22 protein-coding genes (1 of these 22 only partly in view) are annotated in these 22,311 nt (G+C 49.9%); 15 read left to right on the top strand and 7 right to left on the bottom strand.

Translation table 11 applies throughout. From position 1 onward, the window contains the following. Nucleotides 1-1,893: the 5' portion of a DNA gyrase subunit A gene (gene gyrA / locus NNL35_RS02645; protein WP_006678668.1), read on the bottom strand. Its footprint begins 645 nt before the window's first position; 1,893 of the gene's 2,538 nt are visible here — the first part of the coding sequence; it begins with the start codon at nucleotides 1,891-1,893; the stop codon falls past the left edge of the window. A 373-nt stretch (nucleotides 1,894-2,266) separates the two neighbouring features. Between gyrA and NNL35_RS02640 the strand changes: the two genes are divergently transcribed. Continuing rightward, on the top strand, nucleotides 2,267-3,034 hold the full coding sequence (locus tag NNL35_RS02640; protein ID WP_006678667.1) for a YheC/YheD family protein: 768 nt from the start codon (nucleotides 2,267-2,269) through the stop codon (nucleotides 3,032-3,034). Between the two features lie 103 nt (nucleotides 3,035-3,137). On the opposite strand, the gene gyrB is transcribed toward NNL35_RS02640, so the two are convergent. The 6 genes from gyrB to dnaA form a co-directional block, all read right to left on the bottom strand. Beyond that, entirely contained in the window at nucleotides 3,138-5,048 is a 1,911-nt protein-coding gene (gene gyrB / locus NNL35_RS02635; RefSeq protein ID WP_006678666.1) for a DNA topoisomerase (ATP-hydrolyzing) subunit B, read from the bottom strand. A 122-nt stretch (nucleotides 5,049-5,170) separates the two neighbouring features. Beyond that, nucleotides 5,171-5,416 (bottom strand): extracellular matrix regulator RemB, encoded by a 246-nt coding sequence (remB, locus tag NNL35_RS02630; RefSeq protein WP_006678665.1) that lies wholly within the window; start codon nucleotides 5,414-5,416, stop codon nucleotides 5,171-5,173. 13 nt (nucleotides 5,417-5,429) lie between these two features. Next, nucleotides 5,430-6,542, bottom strand: coding sequence for a DNA replication/repair protein RecF (gene recF, locus NNL35_RS02625; RefSeq protein WP_006678664.1), 1,113 nt, complete (start codon nucleotides 6,540-6,542; stop codon nucleotides 5,430-5,432). Between the two features lie 3 nt (nucleotides 6,543-6,545). Then, nucleotides 6,546-6,770: a S4 domain-containing protein YaaA gene (gene yaaA, locus NNL35_RS02620; RefSeq protein ID WP_006678663.1), complete on the bottom strand. Its 225-nt coding sequence runs from the start codon at nucleotides 6,768-6,770 to the stop codon at nucleotides 6,546-6,548. Between the two features lie 55 nt (nucleotides 6,771-6,825). Beyond that, nucleotides 6,826-7,968 (bottom strand): DNA polymerase III subunit beta, encoded by a 1,143-nt coding sequence (gene dnaN, locus NNL35_RS02615; RefSeq protein ID WP_006678662.1) that lies wholly within the window; start codon nucleotides 7,966-7,968, stop codon nucleotides 6,826-6,828. Nucleotides 7,969-8,170: 202 nt separating this feature from the next. Beyond that, complete coding sequence (dnaA, locus tag NNL35_RS02610) at nucleotides 8,171-9,526, bottom strand: chromosomal replication initiator protein DnaA (RefSeq protein WP_006678661.1); 1,356 nt, start codon at nucleotides 9,524-9,526, stop codon at nucleotides 8,171-8,173. Between the two features lie 796 nt (nucleotides 9,527-10,322). Here dnaA and rpmH point away from each other — a divergent pair. The 14 genes from rpmH (at nucleotide 10,323) to NNL35_RS02545 (ending at nucleotide 22,200) form a co-directional block, all read left to right on the top strand. Beyond that, nucleotides 10,323-10,457 carry a 50S ribosomal protein L34 gene (rpmH, locus tag NNL35_RS02605; protein ID WP_006678660.1) on the top strand — a complete coding sequence of 45 codons (135 nt, stop codon included), beginning with the start codon at nucleotides 10,323-10,325 and terminating at the stop codon, nucleotides 10,455-10,457. 348 nt (nucleotides 10,458-10,805) lie between these two features. Then, nucleotides 10,806-11,147 carry a ribonuclease P protein component gene (gene rnpA, locus NNL35_RS02600; protein WP_006678659.1) on the top strand — a complete coding sequence of 114 codons (342 nt, stop codon included), beginning with the start codon at nucleotides 10,806-10,808 and terminating at the stop codon, nucleotides 11,145-11,147. Nucleotides 11,148-11,241: 94 nt separating this feature from the next. Next, nucleotides 11,242-12,015 carry a YidC/Oxa1 family membrane protein insertase gene (locus NNL35_RS02595; protein ID WP_006678658.1) on the top strand — a complete coding sequence of 258 codons (774 nt, stop codon included), beginning with the start codon at nucleotides 11,242-11,244 and terminating at the stop codon, nucleotides 12,013-12,015. After that, nucleotides 12,012-12,752 (top strand): RNA-binding cell elongation regulator Jag/EloR, encoded by a 741-nt coding sequence (gene jag, locus NNL35_RS02590; protein ID WP_006678657.1) that lies wholly within the window; start codon nucleotides 12,012-12,014, stop codon nucleotides 12,750-12,752. The genes NNL35_RS02595 and jag overlap by 4 nt, the downstream gene beginning before the upstream one ends. A gap of 166 nt (nucleotides 12,753-12,918) precedes the next feature. Then, nucleotides 12,919-14,295, top strand: coding sequence for a tRNA uridine-5-carboxymethylaminomethyl(34) synthesis GTPase MnmE (mnmE, locus tag NNL35_RS02585; RefSeq protein WP_006678656.1), 1,377 nt, complete (start codon nucleotides 12,919-12,921; stop codon nucleotides 14,293-14,295). Between the two features lie 36 nt (nucleotides 14,296-14,331). Beyond that, complete coding sequence (mnmG, locus tag NNL35_RS02580) at nucleotides 14,332-16,239, top strand: tRNA uridine-5-carboxymethylaminomethyl(34) synthesis enzyme MnmG (RefSeq protein WP_006678655.1); 1,908 nt, start codon at nucleotides 14,332-14,334, stop codon at nucleotides 16,237-16,239. A 57-nt stretch (nucleotides 16,240-16,296) separates the two neighbouring features. Beyond that, nucleotides 16,297-17,019: a 16S rRNA (guanine(527)-N(7))-methyltransferase RsmG gene (gene rsmG / locus NNL35_RS02575; protein WP_006678654.1), complete on the top strand. Its 723-nt coding sequence runs from the start codon at nucleotides 16,297-16,299 to the stop codon at nucleotides 17,017-17,019. 1,088 nt (nucleotides 17,020-18,107) lie between these two features. Further along, nucleotides 18,108-18,311, top strand: coding sequence for a helix-turn-helix domain-containing protein (locus NNL35_RS30595; RefSeq protein WP_050979475.1), 204 nt, complete (start codon nucleotides 18,108-18,110; stop codon nucleotides 18,309-18,311). A gap of 48 nt (nucleotides 18,312-18,359) precedes the next feature. After that, complete coding sequence (locus NNL35_RS02570) at nucleotides 18,360-19,439, top strand: aspartyl-phosphate phosphatase Spo0E family protein (RefSeq protein ID WP_254552907.1); 1,080 nt, start codon at nucleotides 18,360-18,362, stop codon at nucleotides 19,437-19,439. Nucleotides 19,440-19,515: 76 nt separating this feature from the next. Continuing rightward, a complete protein-coding gene (locus tag NNL35_RS02565; protein ID WP_254552905.1) occupies nucleotides 19,516-20,043 on the top strand; it encodes a hypothetical protein in 528 nt (175 codons plus the stop codon). A 251-nt stretch (nucleotides 20,044-20,294) separates the two neighbouring features. After that, nucleotides 20,295-20,552: a hypothetical protein gene (locus NNL35_RS02560; RefSeq protein WP_006679704.1), complete on the top strand. Its 258-nt coding sequence runs from the start codon at nucleotides 20,295-20,297 to the stop codon at nucleotides 20,550-20,552. A 183-nt stretch (nucleotides 20,553-20,735) separates the two neighbouring features. Next, nucleotides 20,736-21,116: a hypothetical protein gene (locus tag NNL35_RS02555; RefSeq protein WP_006679703.1), complete on the top strand. Its 381-nt coding sequence runs from the start codon at nucleotides 20,736-20,738 to the stop codon at nucleotides 21,114-21,116. Between the two features lie 232 nt (nucleotides 21,117-21,348). After that, nucleotides 21,349-21,576, top strand: coding sequence for a hypothetical protein (locus NNL35_RS02550; protein ID WP_254552903.1), 228 nt, complete (start codon nucleotides 21,349-21,351; stop codon nucleotides 21,574-21,576). Nucleotides 21,577-21,819: 243 nt separating this feature from the next. Next, on the top strand, nucleotides 21,820-22,200 hold the full coding sequence (locus NNL35_RS02545; protein ID WP_006678736.1) for a hypothetical protein: 381 nt from the start codon (nucleotides 21,820-21,822) through the stop codon (nucleotides 22,198-22,200). The last annotated feature ends 111 nt before the right edge of the window (nucleotides 22,201-22,311 follow it).

Below are 22,311 nucleotides of genomic sequence, written 5' to 3'. Positions count from 1 at the left end.
GATGTTGACGTAATCATCCAGCGGCGTCTTCTTCACGATCCCGTGACGGGTAGCGAAGAACAGGAACTTGTCCGCTTCGAATTCCTTGACCGGAATGACGGCGTTGACCGATTCTCCCTGCTCGATCTGAATCAGGTTGATAATCGGCGTTCCGCGCGCGGTGCGGCTCAAGTCAGGCACCTCATACGCCTTGATGCGGTACACCTTGCCTTTGTCGGTGAAGAACATCAAGTAATGGTGCGAATTGGTGACGAACAGATGCTCGACGAAGTCGTTATCCTTCGTATCCATTCCGACCACGCCTCGTCCGCCGCGCTTCTGGCTGCGGTACGTCGTAACCGGCAGGCGCTTGATGTAGCCGCTGTGCGTAATCGTGATGATAACATCCTCTTGCGGAATCAGATCCTCGTCGAGAATGCTGTCTTCGCCGATCGTAATCTCCGTGCGGCGCTCATCGCCAAATTTTTGTTTCACTTCTTCCAATTCGTCGTTGATAATATTCAACACCAGCTGCTCGCTTGCCAAAATTTCCTTCAATTCGGCAATCTTCTTCATCAACTCGGCGTATTCTTCTTCGATCTTCTCCCGCTCCAGACCGGTCAGGCGCTGCAGGCGCATATCGAGAATCGCCTGAGCCTGCTCGACGGACAGCTGGAAGCGGCTGATCAAGCCTTCGCGCGCGATATCGGCTGTTCGGGAACTGCGGATCAGCGCGATCACTTCATCGAGGTGATCAAGCGCCACGCGCAATCCTTCGAGAATATGAGCGCGAGCTTCCGCCTTCTTCAGATCGAACTCGGTGCGGCGGCGAATGACTTCGACCTGGTGCTCCAGGTAATAGTAGAGCATTTCGCGCAGGTTCAAGACGCGCGGCTCCTGATTGACGAGCGCCAGCATATTGATGCCGAAGTTCGACTGCAGCGCCGTATGCTTGTACAGATTGTTCAGCACGACGCTTGGATTGACATCCCGGCGCAGCTCAATCACGATCCGCATGCCGTTGCGATCCGATTCGTCGCGCAGATCCGTAATGCCCTCGACCCGCTTCTCGCGAACCAGCTCGGCAATCTTCTCGACCAGCTTCGCTTTATTCACCTGATAAGGCAGCTCATGAACGAGAATGCGGGCTTTGCCGTTATGCTCTTCAATCGTTGCTTTTGCCCGCATCGTAACCGAACCGCGCCCGGTCATATACGCTTGGCGAATCCCTTCGCGGCCCAGAATCAGTCCGGCCGTCGGGAAATCCGGACCCTTGATATAGTCCATCAGCTCAAGCGGCGTAATCTCCGGATTGCGGATAAGCGCCTGAATGCCATCAATGACCTCTGTCAAATTATGAGGCGGAATGTTGGTCGCCATGCCGACCGCAATCCCCGATACCCCATTGACAAGCAGGTTCGGGAACCGTGCCGGAAGCACGACCGGCTCCGTCTCTTCCCCGTCATAGTTCGGGGCGAAATCTACTGTATCTTTATTAATGTCACGCAGCAGCTCCATCGCAATCTTGGACAGACGCGCTTCTGTATACCGCATCGCTGCCGCGAAGTCCCCATCTATCGAACCGAAGTTCCCGTGACCGTCGACCAGCATATAACGCAGAGAGAAGTCCTGCGCCATGCGCACCATCGTTTCATATACCGCTGAATCACCGTGTGGGTGATACTTACCGATGACTTCCCCGACAATTCTTGCCGACTTCTTATATGGCTTGTCCGGCGCCATGCCGAGTTCGGACATCGCATACAATATCCGACGGTGTACCGGCTTCATTCCGTCGCGCACATCCGGCAGCGCACGGCTGACAATGATGCTCATCGCGTAATCGAGAAAAGATTCCCGCATCTCCATGCCGATGTCGCGATCTTTAATTTGCGATTGTTTTTCTTCCGCCATGCTGGACCTCCTCATCATTCTTGTTCACAGCGTCCACAATGTATGGCAAAAAGCAATGAGTTTGCTTAGCAAGCGAAAACGGCTCCATTGCCCTGATTGGGATCGAACCGTTTCCCTGTATGAATAAGAGCAGCCATCCTAGTGAGCTGCCTATTATTCACCAAGTCCATATCTACGCTATTTTTATTATATTACTTTCACAAAAGATGTACAATTAAACGTTACGCCAAATGACACCAAAAACCGAACGATTCCTTTTGCAAAATAGGCTTTTGTTCTTTTCCAATCGGCCTATAACGACATATCCTTTATTATACCACACTTGACTACTAGAAAAGATGACGTACTCAGGTTCATCGGAAAGGATGGTTGAATGGCCATACGACGTGTTGCCAGTAAGTTGAAAAAGACGCTGGCCTTGCAGCGCTCCGCCGAGCTCAATGCGTTCATTCCAGAGACGCATCCCTTCAAGGAGAACCATCTGGAGAGTATGCTCGAGGCGCATACCATGGTCTATGTCAAGCCGAACCGGGGTACCCATGGCCATGGCGTCATGCGAGTGGTCCGGGAGGAAGAGGAATACCATCTGATGACTGGCACGCAGGTGTTCCGTTACGCCACCTTCGAAGAATTGCACCGCGCGCTCGTCAGACGAATCGGCTCCAAGCTCTACTTGATTCAAAAGGGAATTCATCTTCTCACGTATGAAGGCAAAAAGTTCGACATTCGCGTACTGACGCAAATGAGCCCGAAAGGCCGTTGGGTATCGACAGCCGTGTTAGGCAAAGTGGCCGGCTCCAGCAATGTCGTCACCAACTTCAATAGCGGAGGGAAGCTGGCTGATATTAACACGCTCCTCAAAGACACCATGACGGAGGAAGAAAAGGTCCAGCTGATCGCCCTGCTCAAGCGGTTGGGGGTAGAGGCGGCGGTGGAGCTGGAAAAAAATTTCCCCGGCATCAAGGAAATCGGGTTAGATGTCGGGCTGGACGAAGACCGCCATCCGTGGATATTCGAAGCCAACACGAAGCCGGATATCACCGCGTTCCGCAACATGAATTTCAGCCAGTGCGATTACCGCCGCATCCGCAAATATGGTGTCGCCTACGGCCGCCTGCGCGCCCGCAAACGATCCTCCTAACCGTCCCGCGCACCGCAGGCACACAGAGGTGCCTCGCCCTCCCCAACAATGCAGCGCAGAAAACCCCGGTCCTTGAAAGGGACCGGGGCTTGCATTCTTCCGCTTAAAAATCGAGATTTTTGACAAATTTGGCGTGGCGCTGAATGAAGTCGCGGCGCGGCTCCACATTATCGCCCATCAATGTGTCGAACACTTCGTCCGCCATCTTCGCATCCTCGAAGGATACTTGAAGCATGGAGCGGCTCTCGGGATCCATCGTCGTCTCCCACAGCTGCTCGGCATTCATCTCGCCGAGACCTTTGTAGCGCTGCACATTGACTTTGACGCCCTCGCCGAATTCGGCAATAATCTCGTCTCTCATCTTCTCGCTGTCGGCATACCGGACCACCTTGTTCCGCTCGATCTTGAAGAGCGGCGGCTGAGCGATATAGACGTAGCCCGCTTCGATCAGTCTCCGCATGTAGCGGTAGAAGAACGTGAGAAGCAGCGTCCGGATATGCGCGCCGTCGACGTCGGCATCCGTCATAATAATGATTTTGTGATAACGGGCCTTATCCAGATCGAAGTCCTCGCCGATCCCGGTGCCGAGGGCCGTAATGATCGCCCGGATTTCGGCATTGGACAAGATTTTGTCCAGCCGGGATTTTTCGACATTCAAGATTTTCCCCTTGAGCGGAAGGATCGCTTGGAAGTGACGATCCCGGCCCTGCTTGGCCGAACCGCCCGCAGAATCCCCCTCGACGATGAACAGTTCGCACTGGGAGGCATCCTTGGATGAGCAGTCTGCCAGCTTGCCCGGGAGAGAGCTGACTTCAAGCGCGCTCTTCCGGCGGGTCAATTCCCGGGCACGACGTGCGGCATCCCGCGCGCGCGCCGCCTGCAATCCCTTCTCGACGACCTTCCGCGAGATGGCCGGATTCTCATCCATAAATTCCATCAGCCGCTCGGCGAACAAGGACTCGACGATGCTGCGCACTTCGCTGTTCCCCAGCTTCGTCTTCGTCTGGCCTTCGAATTGCGGCTCCGGAATTTTGACCGACACGATCGCTGTCAAGCCTTCCCTCACATCATCCCCGCTCAAGTTGGACACATTATCCTTCATCAGGTTCATTTTACGGGCATATTCGTTAATGATCCGCGTCAATGCACTCTTGAATCCGGACTCATGGGTTCCGCCTTCATGCGTATGAATATTATTGGCGAATGAATAAATATTTTCCGTATAGCTGTCGTTATACTGAAGGGCGATCTCGCATGTAATATAATCCTTCTGCCCCTCAACATAGATCGGCGGCTCATGCATTTTTTCCCGGTTACGGTTCAAATATTCGACGAATTCGATAATCCCTCCGTCGTATTTGAATGTCTCCGTCTGATCGTTCCGCTCGTCCGTGAGCACCATTTCAATGCCTTTATTCAGGAACGCCAGCTCGCGGATACGGGAGACAAGTGTCTCATGATCATAGACGAGCGTATCCGTGAAGATTTCGGGATCCGGCTTGAAGCGAATCGTCGTCCCTGTCTCCTCGGTATCACCGAGCACTTTCAGATCATACTGAGGCACACCGCGGCGATACTCCTGCTGATGGATATGGCCGTCCCGCTTCACCGTAACGATAAGGCTCTCCGACAACGCATTGACGACCGACACCCCTACGCCGTGCAGACCCCCAGACACTTTGTAGCCTTCGCCGCCGAACTTCCCGCCGGCGTGAAGCACCGTCATGACGACCTCTACGGCCGGACGCTGCATCTTCTGCTCGATACCGACCGGAATACCGCGCCCGTTATCAATGACCGTGATACTGTTATCTTCATGCACGATCACTTGAATCTTCGTACAGTAACCGGCCAACGCCTCGTCAATACTGTTGTCGACCACTTCCCATACCAAATGATGAAGCCCTCTGACGCTAGTGGAACCAATATACATCCCCGGCCGCTTACGAACCGCTTCCAGGCCTTCCAGGACCTGAATCTGGCTCTCATCATAAGTGTTTTGATTCAATGACATGCCCTCACCTACTTCTTATTTTTCAGTTCCGCCGCTGGTTCATCCGCTATACGATGCGGCTTGCAGGCATTTCCGGCGCCCTTCGGCGCCAGACCGGTCCGGCAAGCGAAAGTGTCGTATGCCTACTCGTTGTAATGACGCGCCCGCTTCTTCAGCGTAGTAGATGAAATGGGCGAAAAGTAAACTTTTCCTTTCGTGACGACAATCGACTTGGCTTCTTCCTCGCCTATCGCCTCCACGTTTTTGACCTTATGGGCATTCGCCACGAATTGCTTGGACAGCTTGGATGATTTCTCAATGGAAACATCGAAAATAGCGACCAGTTCCGAAGAACGAATGACCTTTTCTCCACCCAGGTGAATATACAATCGGACTTCCCCCTTAACGCATGACTTGCCCGTTTTCCACGTGGAACATATTTGCATCCTGAAGCCGGCCAATGTTGATGCCTTCGATGCCCGTCGTCGTGATGAACGTCTGGACCTTGCTCTGAAAGGTCTCAATGAGCTGCGTCTGGCGGTGCGAATCAAGCTCGGACAACACATCGTCCAGCAGCAGCACGGGATATTCACCGATTTCTTCATGCATCAGCTCAATCTCAGCCAGCTTCAAGGATAAGGCCGTTGTTCGCTGCTGACCTTGCGAGCCGTACGTTTGCACTTCTTTGCCGTTAATGAAAAAGGCGAGATCGTCCCGATGCGGCCCGACAAGCGTTATGCCGCGCCGCACCTCCTGGTCTTTCATTTGTGTTAACTTTAACATAAATTGTTCAAATAAAACAGCGTCATCTTCTTCCGCCGCCGCGAAGGATGGCACATACTCAATCTGAAGCGCTTCCTGCCCATTGGTGATGCCTGCATGTATCTGCTCGGCCCAACCTTGCAGCTTTAGTAAATATTGTTTCCTTTTCCTTACAACTTTAACACCATTAACCGCAAGCTGCTCATTAAAAATCTCGAGCATCGCATCCGGCTGCGCGCCGGGCTTGCTCCACATCTGCTTCAACAAGTTGTTGCGCTGAATCAGGACCTTCTGATACTGCTGCAAATGGTACAAATAGCTCGGTTGGACTTGGCCGATCTCCATATCGAGGAAGCGCCGGCGAATGCCTGGAGAGCCCTTGACAATCTCCAAATCCTCCGGCGCGAACATGACGACATTGAGCGCGCCGATGAAGCCACTCAGCTTTTTCTGCTCCAGCCCGTTCAGCTTCGCCTTCTTCCCCTGCTTGGAAATGCTCAGATCGAGCTGGACTTGGCCATACTTCCGCTCCACGAGCGCCTTGAGCGAGGCTTGATCCGCTTCCCAGCCTATCAGTTCCTTGTCCTTCGAGGTACGATGCGATTTGGTCAGGGCAAGCACAAAGATCGCTTCCAGCAAATTGGTCTTGCCCTGGGCATTATTGCCGATGAAGATGTTGACCCGATTGTTCGTATCCAGCTCCAAGCCCTCATAATTGCGGTACTGCTTCAGCGCCACGGATTTGACGAACACCGGCTATGCCTCCTGCGCGGCAGTGACGCGGAAAGCACCGCAGCCTTCCACGTTCACGGTATCCCCCGCGTACAGCTTCCGTCCCCGGCGGGATTCCGGCTCTCCGTTGACCTTGACCTGATTCTCGGCCAGGATCACCTTGGCATGTCCCCCGGTCGAAGCGCAGTCTGCCAGCTTCAGGAATTGCCCGAGCGTAATATATTCCGTATGAATCGTAATCTCGTTCATGATCGTATCCTCCTTGGCAGCCTCCCTGCGGCTGCGCTCCCCTGCCTGTCTCCGGTTAATTGGTCGTCCGGTATGGCAGAATGAGATGAAGGCTGTTCACCTTCTCCGTTGGTTTAATGATAATCGGACTCATGGCGCCCGTAAATCCAATGAATATATGCTCACATTCCACGACCTTCAACACATCGAGCATATATTTGGAGTTGAACGCGATGCGCAGCGGTTCCCCATTGAATTCCTTCACATCAAGCTGCTCGGTGACCCGCCCGAGCTCCGATGAACTCGACGAGATCTCGATCGTGCCGTCTTCCTTGGTCTGCAGGCGGACAATGTTCGTCTTCTCCTCGCGGGACAGCAAGTAGGCCCGGTCGATCGCATCCGTCAATTTTTTTGTATCCAAAACAAGTTCTGTTTTATACTGCTGCGGAATAATCTTGGAAGTATCCGGATAAGTGCCGTCCAAAATTCGCGAATAAAACAGAACGCGGTCGATTTTGAACAATACCTGATTGTCAGCCACGACGATGTCGACAATCGTGTTCTGATCCGGGATGATCTTGCTCAATTCATTGAGCGTCTTGCCGGAAATGACGACATTGTTGAAGCGGATATCTTCTTCGGCTTCAATATCAGCGACCCGGCTCGCCAGCCGATGGCGGTCCGTAGCGACGAACTTGAGACTGCCTTCCTGCAAATTCCACAGCACGCCAGTCAGGATCGGCGTCGTCTCGTTGGTGGAAATGGCAAAGACCGTCTGCTTGATCATCGTCTTCAGCAAATCGCCGTTCACGCGAATAACCTGGTTCTCCTCGATGCTTGGCAGCACCGGATATTCTTCCGGATCGAGGCCAACCATCTGGATGTCGGTCGAACCGGAACGGAGAAAGGTCTGGAAATGATCTTTGACTTCGATCTCGATGTCTTGGGACGGCAGCTTCTTAATAATCTCGACAAAAAACTTGGCCGGCAGCACGACACTGCCCGGCTTGTCCACCTGAACAATCGTCTGGCGATCATCCTCCACCGGAATGAAGCACTGAATCGAAATGTCGGTATCGCTGGCCGTCAAGGTCACGCCTTGATAAGTCACGTCTACCTTGATCCCGGTCAAAATCGGAATCGTCGTCCGGCTGGAAATCGCCTTTGATACATTTTGTATCGCTTCATTCAGTTCATTTTTCAATATGGAAATTTTCATGTCGTCACTCCTAACGCCTATTGTGCAGTGCAATTCATGAGCAGCGAAATTCGCTTGCGTTGTTATATGATGATCTATATTAATCTTTTAAAAAAGTAATAGTAATAGTAGGGGCCCTGAATATGTGGATAACTATCCGGAATGCGCATAAAGTAAAGCCTATCCACATGTGTATAGATTGTGCATAGGCTTTTTATGTTGTTCACAGCGTCGGATTTTTGATTTTGTCGATTAGGCTCTGAATCACTTTGTATAATTCCTGATCTTGCTGAATGTTTTGGGTAATTTTTTCGTGCGCATGGATGACGGTCGTATGGTCCCGGCCGCCGAAGGCTTCCCCTATCTTGGGCAAGGAGTAATCGGTCAGCTCGCGGGAGAGATACATGGCGATCTGCCGCGGGAACGCGACGGCCTTCGTCCGCTTCCTCGCCTTGAAATCCTCCATCTTCAGCCCGTAGAACTCGCCTACCTTCTGCTGGATGTCCTGTATCGTTATCATGCGCGGACGGCTGGACGGGATAATATCCTTCAGCGCTTCCGCCGCCAGATGGGTCGTTATATCCTGGTTCGTCATCGTGGAGAACGCGACGACCCGGGTCAGTGCCCCTTCCAGCTCACGAATGTTCGTGTTGATCTGATTCGCGATATAGCCCATCGCTTCATTCGGGATATCGAGGTTTTCCGCCTTCGCCTTTTTGCGCAGAATCGCGATTCTCGTCTCCAAATCAGGGGGCTGAATATCGGTAATCAAGCCCCATTCGAACCGGGAACGAAGCCGTTCCTCCAGCGTTTCGATCTCTTTGGGCGGACGATCGCTTGAGATGACGATCTGTTTATTTTCGTTATGAAGCGCATTGAAGGTATGGAAAAATTCCTCCTGCGTCGATTCCTTGCCGGCCAGAAACTGAATGTCGTCGACGAGCAAAATGTCGACATTCCGATATTTGTTGCGGAAGCTCTCCCCCCGGTTATCCCGGATCGCATTGATGAATTCATTGGTGAACTTCTCGGAAGTGGTATATACGACGCGGCTCGCCGGATTATGCTCCAAAATGTAATGGCCGATGGCATGCATCAAGTGGGTCTTGCCCAGACCGACGCCCCCGTACAGGAACAACGGGTTGTATGCCTTGGCCGGCGCTTCCGCCACCGCGAGCGAAGCGGCATGGGCGAAGCGGTTGTTCGAGCCGATGACGAATGTATCGAACGTATACTTGGGGTTGAGCATGGTGGAAGCCGGCTCATCCTGAACGGCAGGGCGGGCCGGAGGATTCTGTGGCTGCGGAATGTCCGGTTCCGCAAGGGCCGCCTCCTCGATGATGAACTTGACGTCCACCTGATTGCCCGTAATTTCTAAGATAGTTGAGCTAACCAGCTTCGTATAACGGCTCTCAAGCCATTCCACCGCAAATGTGGTCGGTGCGGTAATCAGTAGCTGCGTGTCCGTAAACTTGACCGCTTGAGTGGCTTTGAACCAGGTATCGAAGCTTGGTTTGCTAAGCTTGGTCTGGATGACGGACAATATTTCCTGCCAATGTTCATTCGCTTGGCGCTCCACAGATCGTTTCACTCCTTCAAACCTTCTGCGTCGTCATTGACGCGATAACCGGCGTGCTTCGCCGCTCCATGAAAAGGACAAGGGCCCCGACAAGACGCGATAAGGGCTCTCCAAGGCACAGAAAGCCCTTATAAAGAAGGGCGTATTGTCGGGGTCTATGCTGACATGTTATGACGGCGTTCGGCTTGCGCGTTGCCGCGAAGCGAACGGGCATGATGTCGAGATATAGCGATTCGAATAATATATTATCCACAATATCAAGAATATGTCGAACCGTATATAAACGTTATATTCGAGTTGTTCACAACTTTATCCACAGGTTGTTGATAAATAAATATCCACAACGGTTATTCACAACCGAAAAGCAATATAATCATAGCAGAAGAAGCCTTGTTTTTCAATGATACCGCGATAATTATCCACAAATTCAATAACTTGTGTACAAAAATTATATACACCACTAGATATTGTTTATAACTTGTTGTCATTCGACAAGAGCGGACACTGTGCATAAATGGTTGTGCACATGTCGTCATGGAAATCTGTCGATTTCTCGACGGTTTTGCACATGTGAATAACTTCGTGGCAGCGTAAGCGCGAATCGGGGCTGCGGATAAGTTCCGGAGACAGACTTCCTATTAAGAAAAGAAGTAAAGAGGAGGGAGGGGACCAAACGTTATCATTGACTTTTAAGAGGTATTCTGTTTAAATGTAGAAAGGAATTTTGTGCGAAAGTGTGAACTGACGCAATCAATGGGACTCCCATGACATATCTCATTCGAGGAGGTGCGCTACGTTGAAACCAACATTTAAGCCAAATGTGAGCAAACGCAAAAAAGTTCACGGTTTCCGTAAAAGAATGAGCACGAAAAACGGCCGTAAGGTTATTGCTGCTCGTCGTCAAAAAGGCAGAAAAGTACTGAGCGCATAAGACGCGTGAATGCAAGACCACCACGGTGGTCTTTTTTTCTTAAAGGGGACCGCTGCGATTCAATCGCATCTATTTATAATAGAGAGCCTGTTCAATCCGCGATACGCGATATGAGGGTCAAGAAGGATGGCGGTCTGCAAGCAGTATAGAACAAAGCCATGAATGTCCTGACAGATACGGCCGGCTGGCGGCAAGGGGGCATCATGGCCGTTTTTGCTTGCTTCCGAATCAACCGCTGTTCCGACTGCAGTCGGGGAGCGTTTATTCCGCCTGGCGGAAGCACATACTTGGTTAATGGAATGCCGCAGAGACTATTGCAGGCTTCGTAAGAAGGGCAGGAGTAAGCACGTGCAGAAAAAGTACCGGTTGCGGGACCGATCCGATTTTTCCCGGGTATACCGATACGGCCGTTCCTTCGCTAATCATCAGCTGGTCTTATATGTTTTCCATCGTCCGCAGGTGGAGCGGTTCCGCGTAGGGGTCTCCGCCAGCAAGAAGATCGGCAATGCGGTCATGCGCAATCGCATGCGGCGAATGATTAAGGAGATTGTGAGACGGGAGGCCGATCGGGTTATCGATCATGTCGATTTGATTTTCATCGTTCGCAAAGGCGCGACAGAGATGAATTACGATCAATTGACGAAGAGCGTGCAGCATGTGATGCGCAAGGGATCCGTGTTCAAGCAATAGGCAAGAATAGAGCGGCTTGGACCGTTTCCTTTAGCGTTTGAAATATGATATATTTACTTTGGAATCGGTTGGTTCAAGAGAGGAGTTTTTGCTATTGTCGCTGAAGAAGTTGTTTCATAATCGAAAATGGCTCTTCGTGGCGGTTTCTGTGCTGTTGCTGGTTGTATTGACCGGATGTACGACATCGGCCACGACATTGAAGACAGAGGACTTGCTGCAAGGGAACTTCTGGGAGCGCAACGTCGTCTATTATTTCTCGTTAGCACTGGATACGTTTGCAACCTGGTTCAAGGGAGAGTATGGCCTGGCTATACTGCTGCTTACCATCATCGTCCGTTCTCTTATTTTACCGCTCACCGTGAAGCAGATGCGCAGCTCGAAGGAGATGCAAAAGCTGCAGCCGAAGCTTGCCGAGCTCAAGAAGAAATATGGCGACAATCCGCAAAAACAGCAAGAAGAAACGATGAAGCTGTTCCAGCAGCATAATGTGAATCCGCTGGCCGGCTGCTTGCCGATGATTGTTCAGATGCCGGTATTTATCGCCCTGTACAACTCGATTTATTTGAACTCGGAAATTCGCGAGCATACGTTTTTATGGCTCAAATTGGGACAAACCGACCCTTACTATGTACTTCCTATCATCGCTGCATTGACCTCGTTCATTCAGACCAAGATGATGACTGCGCAGCAAAAAGGGCCGAATCCGATGCAGTTCATGCTGTACGTGTTCCCAATCTTGATTTTTGTTATGTCGATTAACTTCCCGGCGGCCTTGCCGCTGTATTGGGTATATAGCAACCTGTTCACGATTGTGCAAAATTATTTCCTTTATCGCAACAATGATAAGGAGGTCAGTCCGGCGAAATGAACACGCTCATTGTATCGGGAAAAACTATCGAAGATGCAATAAAAAACGGATTGGCACAATGGAAGGTGACGGAAGATCGCGTCACCGTCCGCGTATTGGAGAAGCCTTCGCGCGGATTGTTCGGATTGATTGGGGTGCGCCCGGCTACCGTGGAGCTGACGCTGCTTGAGAAGCCAGCGTCACCTGCACCGGAGACGAGCCCTGCCCCGGAAGCGAAGGCGGCGCCGGCGGAAGAGGCGGCGATGCCGTCCGCCGAAGCCGCAGCTGAGGCAGAAGCTGCGGAGCAAGGCCCCGATCCTATCGAAGAGGCGAAGCGGTTCATTATCGACGCGGCCCAGGCGATGGGATTGGAAGTGGACGTATCCGCGCATAAGCGCAAGGATACCGTGACGTTCGACATTAGCGGACCCGATCTCGGACTTATTATCGGGCGCCGGGGCCAGACTTTGGATTCGCTGCAATATTTGACGAGTCTGGTCGCTAACCGTTATTCTAAGCACCACCTTCGAATTATTCTTGATGCAGAGCAGTTTCGCGAGCGACGGAAGAAGACGCTGGAAGCGCTGGCCGACCGGTTGGCGAACAAGGCGGTTCGCAACCACCAGGATGTCGTGCTGGAGCCGATGACGCCGCAGGAGCGGAAGATCATTCATGCCAAGCTGCAGGATCATCCGAAAGTGAAGACCTACAGCAAGGGCGAGGAGCCGAATCGGCGCATCGTTATTTCCGTGAAATAATCCGCATGGTATTATTGGAGTATTCTCTATTATATAGACGTGGAATTCAAGCACGAACGCAATGATTGCGCCTATGTCGGGGGTAATCATTGCTTTTTTTTAACAAAATTCAATGTCCGGTATACGTACAGGATAGAAGCATGTGCGAAGACAGGAGGGAGTTCACATGATGTATGATACGATCGCAGCCGTCTCGACGCCGCTGGGCGAGGGCGGAATCGCGGTGATTCGGGTGAGCGGGGAAGGCGCGCTGAGCGAAGTGGAGAAGCTGTTCCATTCCAAAGTGAAGCTGACCGAGGCGGACACGCATACGATTCATTACGGCCATATCGTCGATCCGAAGACCGGGGAGCGGGTCGAGGAGGTGCTGGTGAACGTGATGCGGGCACCGCGTTCGTTCACGACGGAGGATGTTGTCGAGATCAATACGCACGGAGGGATGATCTCGATTCGCAAGGTTATGGATCTGCTGCTGGAGCAGGAGATTCGGCCGGCGGAGCCAGGGGAGTTCACGAAGCGGGCTTTCCTGAATGGACGGATTGACTTGTCGCAGGCGGAAGCTGTCATTGATCTGATTCGCTCGAAGTCGGATCGGGCCTTCTCGGTGGCGATGAAGCAGGTGCAGGGCCATCTGTCGAACAAAATCAATGCGCTGCGCCATACGCTGATCGAGACGCTGGCCCATATCGAGGTGAATATCGATTATCCGGAGCATGACGTGGAAGAATTGACGAGCGCCTTCATTCAGGAGAAATGCGGCCAAGTCAAAAAAGAGATTGAACAATTGTTAAAGACGGCGTCCGAGGGGAAAATATTAAGAGAGGGCATCGTAACGGCGATTGTGGGGCGACCGAATGTAGGGAAGTCCTCGCTGCTGAATACGCTGGCCCGGGACAACAAGGCGATTGTGACGGATATTCCCGGCACGACGCGTGACGTGATCGAGGAGTTCGTCACCATTAACGGCATTCCGCTTCGCTTGCTGGACACGGCCGGTATCCGGGAGACGACGGATATCGTCGAGCGCCTCGGCGTGGAGCGTTCCCGCAGCGCCTTGCTGGAGGCGGATCTGATCCTGTTCGTTGTGAATAACAATGAGCCGCTGCATGAGGATGAGCGGGAATGGATGAAGGAATTTGTGGGTAGACAAGTCATTGTGATTGTGAATAAAATGGATCTGCCTCAACATATCGATATAAGCGAACTGGAAAATACGTTCGGCGCAGACGCCATTGTCCGCATGTCGGCGAAGGAGCAGGAGGGCGTAGATGCCTTGGAGCAGGCGATCTCGACCCTGTTCTTCAGCGGAGGCATCGAATCCGGAGATTTGACGTATGTGAGCAACGTGCGCCACATTGCGCTGCTGAAGAAGGCGCTCCAGGCGCTTGATGATGCGATAGACGCTTCCCGCCAAGGCATCCCGATCGATATGATTCAGATCGATGTGCGGTCGGCCTGGGAGCAGTTAGGTGAAATTATCGGCGATGCCGTAGGCGATTCGCTGATTGATCAAATATTTTCTCAATTCTGCCTCGGCAAATAAAGGACGGGACGAAGATGGGAATAGAGGAGGGATACGATGCCATTCGATGCAGGACACTATGATGTGATCGTGATCGGCGCCGGACATGCCGGCTGCGAGTCGGCCCTGGCAACAGCCCGGATGGGCTGCAATACGCTGCTGTTGACGATTAATCTGGATATGGTGGCCTTCATGCCGTGCAACCCGTCGATCGGGGGGCCAGCCAAAGGCCATGTCGTGCGCGAGATCGACGCCTTGGGCGGCGAGATGGGCCGCAATATCGACAAAACATTTATTCAAATGCGCATGCTGAATACAGGCAAAGGACCGGCGGTGCACGCGCTGCGCGCGCAAGCGGATAAGGTGCTATACCAGCAGGCGATGAAGGAAACGGTGGAATCGACGCCGAATCTGACCCTTCGCCAGGGCATGGTGGAGGAGTTGCTCGTGGAGGACGGCAAATGCGTCGGCGTCGAGACCAAATCCGGCGCCCGCTATACGGCGAAGGCGGTAGTCCTCACGACGGGGACGTATTTGCGCGGCAAAATTATTATCGGCGAGCTGATGTACGAGAGCGGGCCGAACAATCAGCAGCCTTCGGTCAAGCTGTCGGAGAACCTGCGCAAGCTGGGCTTCGAGATGGTCCGGTTCAAGACCGGAACGCCGCCGCGCATTAATAAGCAGTTCATTGATTTCTCGAAGACGGAGATTCAGCCGGGGGACGAGAATCCGAAGTTCTTCTCGTACGAGACGAAATCGTCCGATAATGAGCAGCTTCCGTGCTGGCTGACCTATACGTCGGAGGAGACGCACCGGATTATCAACGAGAATCTGCACCGGGCGCCGATGTTTTCCGGTGTCATCGAGGGGACCGGACCACGTTATTGCCCATCGATCGAGGACAAAATCGTCCGCTTCGCCGACAAGCCGAAGCATCAGATTTTCCTGGAGCCGGAGGGCAAACATACGGCGGAGTATTATGTTCAAGGGCTGTCTACCAGCATGCCGGAGGACGTTCAGCTGCAGATGATCCGCTCGGTTCCCGGATTGGAAAAAGCGGAAATGATGCGCACCGGCTATGCTATCGAATACGATGCGGTCGTGCCGACGCAGCTGTGGCCAACGTTGGAGACGAAGCTGGTCGAGAATCTATACACGGCCGGACAAATCAACGGAACGTCCGGGTATGAAGAGGCTTCGGCCCAAGGCATTATGGCCGGCATTAATGCGGCGCGCAAGATTCAGGGCAAGCCGCCGGTTATCCTGGACCGATCGCAAGGCTATATTGGCGTCTTGATTGACGATCTGGTGACAAAGGGGACGATGGAGCCTTACCGTCTGTTGACGTCCCGGGCCGAATACCGCCTGCTGCTCCGCCATGACAATGCGGACATTCGCCTTACGCCTATCGGCTATGAGATCGGCTTGATTACCGAAGAGCGCTATGCGGCCTTCCAACGCAAGATGGAGCTCGTCGAGCAGGAGATGGAACGGCTGCGCGCGACGAAGGTGAAGCCGGATGAAGCGGTGCAGGCCATGCTCGCCGAAGCGGGATCAGCTCCGCTGGTGAACGGCTGCGACGCCATTACGCTGCTGCGTCGTCCTGAAGTGGCCTACGCTCAAGTGGAAAAGCTGTTCCCATCTCCGTATGAGCTGGATGAGGAGATGAAGGAGCAGGTTGAGATTCAGATCAAATATGCGGGTTATATCGAGAAGCAGCTGCTGCATGTGGAGAAGCTGCAAAAGATGGAGAAAAAGATGATTCCGGCCGATATCGACTATCAAGACGTGCAGGGCATCGCTTCCGAGGCGAAGCAGCGCCTGGAAAAGGTGCGGCCAATCTCTATCGGTCAGGCGTCCCGGATCTCCGGGGTGACGCCGGCGGATATTTCCATCCTGCTGGTCTATATCGAGCACTACAACCGCGTGACGGCGGCGAAGCAGGAGGAAATCCGCAACGGTTAGGCCTGCTCTGCTCGCGGAGGGCGGGATTTCATATGAGGGACGGAGAGATTCAAGCTTATGGATGCCGTACAAGAACAGTTTGCCGGCTGGCTGGCCGGGCACGGATGGACGCTCACGGAACGGCAGCGGGAGCAGTTCGAACAATACTTCCATATCTTAGTTGAGTGGAACGAGAAGATGAACCTGACCGGGATTACCGAGCGGGATAAAGTATATGAGAAGCATTTCTATGATTCGCTGCTGCTGGCGGCCCATGTCAACATGGAGGATGTCGTCACCATGGCCGATATCGGCTCGGGAGCAGGGTTCCCGGGCATTCCGCTTCATATCCTGTTCCCGCATGTCCAGCTGACGATTGTGGACTCGCTGAACAAGCGGATTCAGTTCTTGAAGCATCTGGTGCAAGAGCTGGGGCTGACCGGGGTCGAATGCATTCATGGCCGGGCGGAGGAGGTGGCGCGCAAGCCGCAATACCGGGATCGGTTCGATCTGGTAACGGCTCGCGCCGTAGCCCGCCTCAATGTGCTGAACGAATTCTGTCTTCCGTTCGTGAAGACGGGCGGCCTGTTCGCCGCGATGAAGGGGACGAATCCGGCCGAGGAGATTGCCGAGTCGGCAAAGAGCTTGCAGGTGCTGCAGGGCTCCTTCCTGGCGGATCATAAGCTCACCCTGCCGGTGGAACAATCGGAACGCCATATCATTTTGATTGCCAAAAAAGGACCGACGCCAAAAGCATACCCGCGCAAGCCGGGAATGCCGTTGAAGGCGCCGATACAATAAAGGAAAGGAGCCGGTGTGTGTGCCGGCTCCTCAGACTGTCGGCAAAGTCCTGTCGACAGTCTTTTTCTTATGCTAGGCGGGGCCGGGGAAGGCAGGATAGGTTAGGTCAGGGCGCAAGCTGGTCCCTGTGTGAAGCTAGATGGTCTACGCATGGAGCAAGATGGTATGCGCCTGAAAATGCTGCACAGGCGCAGCATTTTTAGCCTCAAGAGGCTAAATTCCGATAAAATCCTGCAAAACTGCATCATTTCGCCATTTTGAACGCTATCTGCGCCTTACGTAGGGTAATTGCTGTAGTTTTGCAGCAATTCTATTTTCGCATACTCGTGCCAATGAAATTGCTGCATTCTTGCAGTATTGGCGGAGCAGATGACTAGAATGACGGGAGATACTGCAGCTTTAGTGAAGCAGATGAAAAAGCCATCGGCAACCTACGACTCTGCTGCGGTTTCCGTTGCATCCGTACCGCAGAATATTGGAGGAGTTCAGGGGCTCTCCGAATCCGGATTATTTGGAGAACATGCTTGCGCAGGAGATGAGGCTACTGGCCGGGCAAGGCCTGTCCGACAAGGAATTGGTTCTTACGGAATGGAATCCGACCGCCTATCATCGGGAAGCTGACGAATTGCGGCTAATCTCGCCAAATAGGTCCTCCGTTTCGTCATTGTCAGCTCTACAATTTCGAGCGGCTTCCCCGGATCGGCAATTCCATTTTCTATGGCAATATGTAGTTCAGCTTGCCGTTCGCGGAACTTTGTCAGTAGTTCATCACCGGAAAGTCCTTCTTTGATCAAGTCTTCTATATGAGATCCGCGAAAGAATAATGGCCTGTATGTTCGCATACAGGGCGAATCATGATGACGCTCCCCTTGATACAAAACTCTACCTCGTCTTTAATTACTGCTTGTTCGAAATATTTTAGAGGTATCGTAACTTGGCGTTTCTGAGAGACACGTGCACGTTTCCATTCCATACGATCAGCCCCTTTTAAATATGTACTATATTACTTATATCTCATTATTATTTACATAACAATCATGAAATGGTAATGTATAAACAATTACATTCCATTATAAGGAAGTGATAATGTGAGTTCCGTCAGTCTGGTGTTCTTAACCTTGGGGGAACTGCTTCAACGTTATCGACAGGAACGGGGGATGACGCAGGTACAATTGGCTGAATTATCGGGAGTGAGCAGAGGGAACATTTCAAAGCTTGAGAATGGAGTAATTCAGCGGCCAGATTATAAAACTATCCAGCCGATTATATCGGTATTGGAGATTCCTCTTTAAGAACTGCTGGAACCACTCGTGTTTGCAAAGCCCCGATCAGATACGTTATTGGCACTACTACATGACTCATTTTCATTTCAAAATGCATCTCTAAGCGCCAAGATCGCTTCATTATTATTATTAGAATCCGAAGATGAAAACAGCGGTGCAATAGCAGAGAAAATAATGCTAACTGCAGAGCAGTTTCCCGACAAGACTGAAATTAAGCTTGCCTTGTTCGATACGGTCATCGCATATGCCAGAAGTCACGGTATGCAGCCCCAACTTGCACAAGGGTTGCTTTATAAGTATTTGGTGGAACGGGATGATTTCAGCAAGCTGGAAGAGACATTTCAATCGGGAAAATCCATTTTGAACTATGCCGAATTCCTATCTATCGAAAACCGAATCACCTTATACCACAAGTTGGGTGTCCATGCCTATCACTTGCGGAGATATCCTGAATGTATCGAATTATGCAAGCGACTTGTCTTTGAAGATCAGACAGAGAGCAGCTTCAAGGCTTATTCTATTTTGATGATCTGTACTTCCTATTTCCATCAGGAACAGTACGAGTTTGCCGAGAAATATTTGAAGGCATTCAGCTTGTTTAAATTTCCCTTTGTAAAAGAGAATGTGGACTTTATGAAGGCAAAACTTAACCAGCGTAGAGGAAAAACAGAGTTGGCGATTGCTCAATTACAGCAATGCTTACAAATATATTCGCATAAAATTAACATCGTGAATTCGCTTCTTACTGTATATTTTTCCGAATCCGATTTTGATTCTATTGAAAAGTTACTTCAACGTGAAAGCGACTTTATCGGCTCTGATCTATCAAATCCTTTAGTTAAGACAGAACACGCATATTATTATATGAATAAGGGTAAGTACCTAAATGCGATAGGTTTACAAAATGAAGCAATCGCATATTTCATAAAAAGTGTATCTATACTTCATGAACTTAGCGAAGAAGATGAAGAACTAATTTGCAAAATTGAAAACGCCAGAATAAAAATGGAAAAGGCAGTTCAAGAGGGAAAAAATCTTACTGATGTGGATGTAGTAAACCTCAGCCAAGAGTTAGATGACTACTTAGTAGAAATTCAGAAAAAAGGGCTTATTAAAAGGGTCTTGTGGTTAAGCTGATACATTCACTATAAACGTTTGCATAGTCAGAAAAGATGTTGAACCTGGTAAAGGGTTCAAGTGTGGGTGAGTTGCCATGGACAATATAATCATTGAGCCTGGTCGCAGTATAGGAACGATTAAGCTTGGGATGACCAAGGGTCAAGTAGATGAATGTATTCAACAGTATATTCAGCAGTACAATGATGAAGCGGATCGCCATTTTGAAAGCTATATTCTCCCGGAATACGATAAGAACGAAAGACTCAGAGCGATACAAGTAGTGTGTGTCTTAAAAGAATTTGCGACCATTGTATGTTATGGAATCCATGTCTTCAATACAAAGGCCGAAAAGTTGATCGAAATAATTGATAAAATGACCCCATACTTAAGAACAAGTGAGCCCGATTTAGGATCTATTTTTGACTTTACAGAGGTTGGTCTTTCTTTCTACAGGTCTAACGTCTTTACCGAAAAAGAGATGGAGGAAGACTGGTTCAAGGTAAAATCGCCAGAAGAGCAGGAAGATGACTTGAAATATTTGTACTTTGAAACCGTGATGGTCTGTGGATTGGAGTATTATGATTTGTTAAGAAAAGCGAGGGAAGGAACGCTACTAGAATAAGAATAAATATATTATCATGACAGAGTCGCAGGAGTAGTCTTGCGACTCTGTCTCGTAGGTCAAACTACTAATAAGTTTCAACGTTGTTCATGTTCGAAATAGATTATGCATTCGTGTATTTTAACATATCACAATTCTTTATTTTGGGGAATTGGAATCATTGAGCCTCGTCACCGCTCAAATTCGATAACAGAGGAAGATTTGGAAAAAGACTGGTTTTGGCTCATAAGAAAGACTGGAGGAGAGATGTAATGAAAAAGTCAATCATTGGAAGTGTACTATTATTTAATGGAACTATGATTTGCTTGACGATAATCATTCTTGCTGCGTTATATTCATCTAGTATTAACACTTGGAGGGGAACAAAGTTCTGGTTTGCAATTTTTGGTGCATCGGATATCAGTAATGCTCAAAGCCTGTTTTTAGGCATTCCATTCGTAATTGGCCTCATGTTATTTTTCTTTGGGTTACTCGTGTTAATCATTGAATATTTCAATAAAAGTCATTAGAGCGTGGATTTTATACAAGATTATAAATCCTTGCTTTTGGATAATGTTCCGCTGTATGCTCCCGAGCTATCTGTTTTAAAAGATTACGTATTAGTGTATTTTGACATATAAACAATTCTGTATTAACATTTTTTGAAAACATTTGGATGGATTGGAGCGTTTCCATAATCAGGAGGGATGCGTATGCGTTATTTTTTTTGTTTCGTCATTATGATGTCCATAATCATAACGGGATGCACTTCTGAAGAGAAGCTTCCCAGTTCAAGTGGTGATTGGCGAATCAGTTCCGTTACCTTGAACGGATACTTGTATCGGATAACCGAAGAGATGGTAATGGACATCGATCACAAAATTGGTACGATTGAAAAGTATAGTGATGAGGAGTCGTTTCTGAGATCCATAGAGGATACATTTTCTAACACATACCCAGTTGGCACCAATCTATATTCGATAAAGGGCATTCCCGTGATGGAAGCGATAGCGGCGGAAGTAAAAAACAACACCTATCATAAGTTAATTTGTGAGGGAAAGGTTTATGGGAATGGGTCAGGAGAATTAAAATAATCCCGCGATGAAATTTTGCAGCAATAACCCCAACGAGCATTCATGAAAAACCTCGAAGTTAATTTAGGAAAAAGTATAAAGTGTTTTCAACTGGGTTTAAATTTGCTTCCTCGCTATACTGAATGGCTTAAAGTCCGAATCATAGAAAAATAGTCAATACTGCTACAATATTACGTTAATAGGAGCGGATTGATAAATGTGGACCTAATTAAGTAGTAGTGACAATCTGATCATGGACATGTTTAACGCAGCATTGTGGTTGGAAGAGCCATGGAAACTGATATTTCTACTGGTCCATGTCTTTACTGAAAAAGAGATGGAGGAAGACTGGTTCAAGGTAAAATCTCCAGAAGAACAGGAAGATGACATAAAGTATTTGTATTTTGAAACAGTGATGGTCTGTGGATTGGATTATTATGATTTGTTAAGAAAAGCGAGGGAAGGAACGCTACTAGAATAAGAATAATATATTATCATGACAGAGTCGCAGGAGTAGTCTTGCGGCTCTTTATGATTTACCCAAGCTCAATGTACCATCCAATATGCCGTGAGCTTCGGCTATCAGCAAGAATGAGTATTCACATGTTCTGTCATTGAATTAATCTATCATGAGACAGAGGCGAAGTAAGGTTAGATTCGGTCTCTAACGTTAAGCCAAACATTTGGTTGGACTAAACCGTTTCCATAATCAGGAGGAATACGCATGCGTTATTTTTTATTCTTGACCTTTATCATGTCTGTATTTGTTTCAGGATGTTCTTCTCAAGAAAAGCTGCCGACATCAAGCAATGAATGGAAAATAATTGGTCTCACATGGAACGGTTATATGTACCAAGCAACCGAAGAAATGGTAACGGAGATCGACAAAAAAATAGGCACCGTTGAAAAATACAGTGATGATGAATCGTTTTTGAGATCTATTGAAGATACATTTTCTAACAAATACCCCGTTGGCACCAATCTATATTCGATAAAAGGCGTTCCTGTCACAGAAGCGATTGCTGCGGAAGTGAGTAACAACACCTATTATAAACTATATTGCGAGGGAAAGATTCGCGGAGATGAATCGGGAAAATGTAAATAACCGGACTGTGTACATAGGCCGCTTTTTGATGCAATGGACAAAGCAGGTTTGCACATTATCTAATCTCAGATCAGTTCCGAGAATATCTATGAAACGCAGGAACATCATGGT

Source organism: Paenibacillus dendritiformis, from assembly GCF_945605565.1.
GTDB lineage: Bacteria > Bacillota > Bacilli > Paenibacillales > Paenibacillaceae > Paenibacillus_B > Paenibacillus_B dendritiformis_A.
Note: the sequence above shows the minus strand (reverse complement) of the source record. Positions and strands in the feature narration are given on the sequence as shown.

What these genes read in the sequence shown, in the direction of transcription:
- mnmE (WP_006678656.1), top strand. Translation starts at nt 12,919, where the DNA reads ATGATGTATGATACGATCGCAGCCGTCTCGACGCCGCTGGGCGAGGGC.
- NNL35_RS02555 (WP_006679703.1), top strand. Translation starts at nt 20,736, where the DNA reads ATGCGTTATTTTTTTTGTTTCGTCATTATGATGTCCATAATCATAACG.
- jag (WP_006678657.1), top strand. Translation starts at nt 12,012, where the DNA reads ATGAACACGCTCATTGTATCGGGAAAAACTATCGAAGATGCAATAAAA.
- NNL35_RS02545 (WP_006678736.1), top strand. Translation starts at nt 21,820, where the DNA reads ATGCGTTATTTTTTATTCTTGACCTTTATCATGTCTGTATTTGTTTCA.
- NNL35_RS02640 (WP_006678667.1), top strand. Translation starts at nt 2,267, where the DNA reads ATGGCCATACGACGTGTTGCCAGTAAGTTGAAAAAGACGCTGGCCTTG.
- rsmG (WP_006678654.1), top strand. Translation starts at nt 16,297, where the DNA reads ATGGATGCCGTACAAGAACAGTTTGCCGGCTGGCTGGCCGGGCACGGA.
- mnmG (WP_006678655.1), top strand. Translation starts at nt 14,332, where the DNA reads ATGCCATTCGATGCAGGACACTATGATGTGATCGTGATCGGCGCCGGA.
- NNL35_RS02550 (WP_254552903.1), top strand. Translation starts at nt 21,349, where the DNA reads ATGGACATGTTTAACGCAGCATTGTGGTTGGAAGAGCCATGGAAACTG.
- NNL35_RS02560 (WP_006679704.1), top strand. Translation starts at nt 20,295, where the DNA reads ATGAAAAAGTCAATCATTGGAAGTGTACTATTATTTAATGGAACTATG.
- yaaA (WP_006678663.1), bottom strand. Translation starts at nt 6,770, where the DNA reads ATGAACGAGATTACGATTCATACGGAATATATTACGCTCGGGCAATTC.
- NNL35_RS02565 (WP_254552905.1), top strand. Translation starts at nt 19,516, where the DNA reads ATGGACAATATAATCATTGAGCCTGGTCGCAGTATAGGAACGATTAAG.
- gyrB (WP_006678666.1), bottom strand. Translation starts at nt 5,048, where the DNA reads ATGTCATTGAATCAAAACACTTATGATGAGAGCCAGATTCAGGTCCTG.
- dnaN (WP_006678662.1), bottom strand. Translation starts at nt 7,968, where the DNA reads ATGAAAATTTCCATATTGAAAAATGAACTGAATGAAGCGATACAAAAT.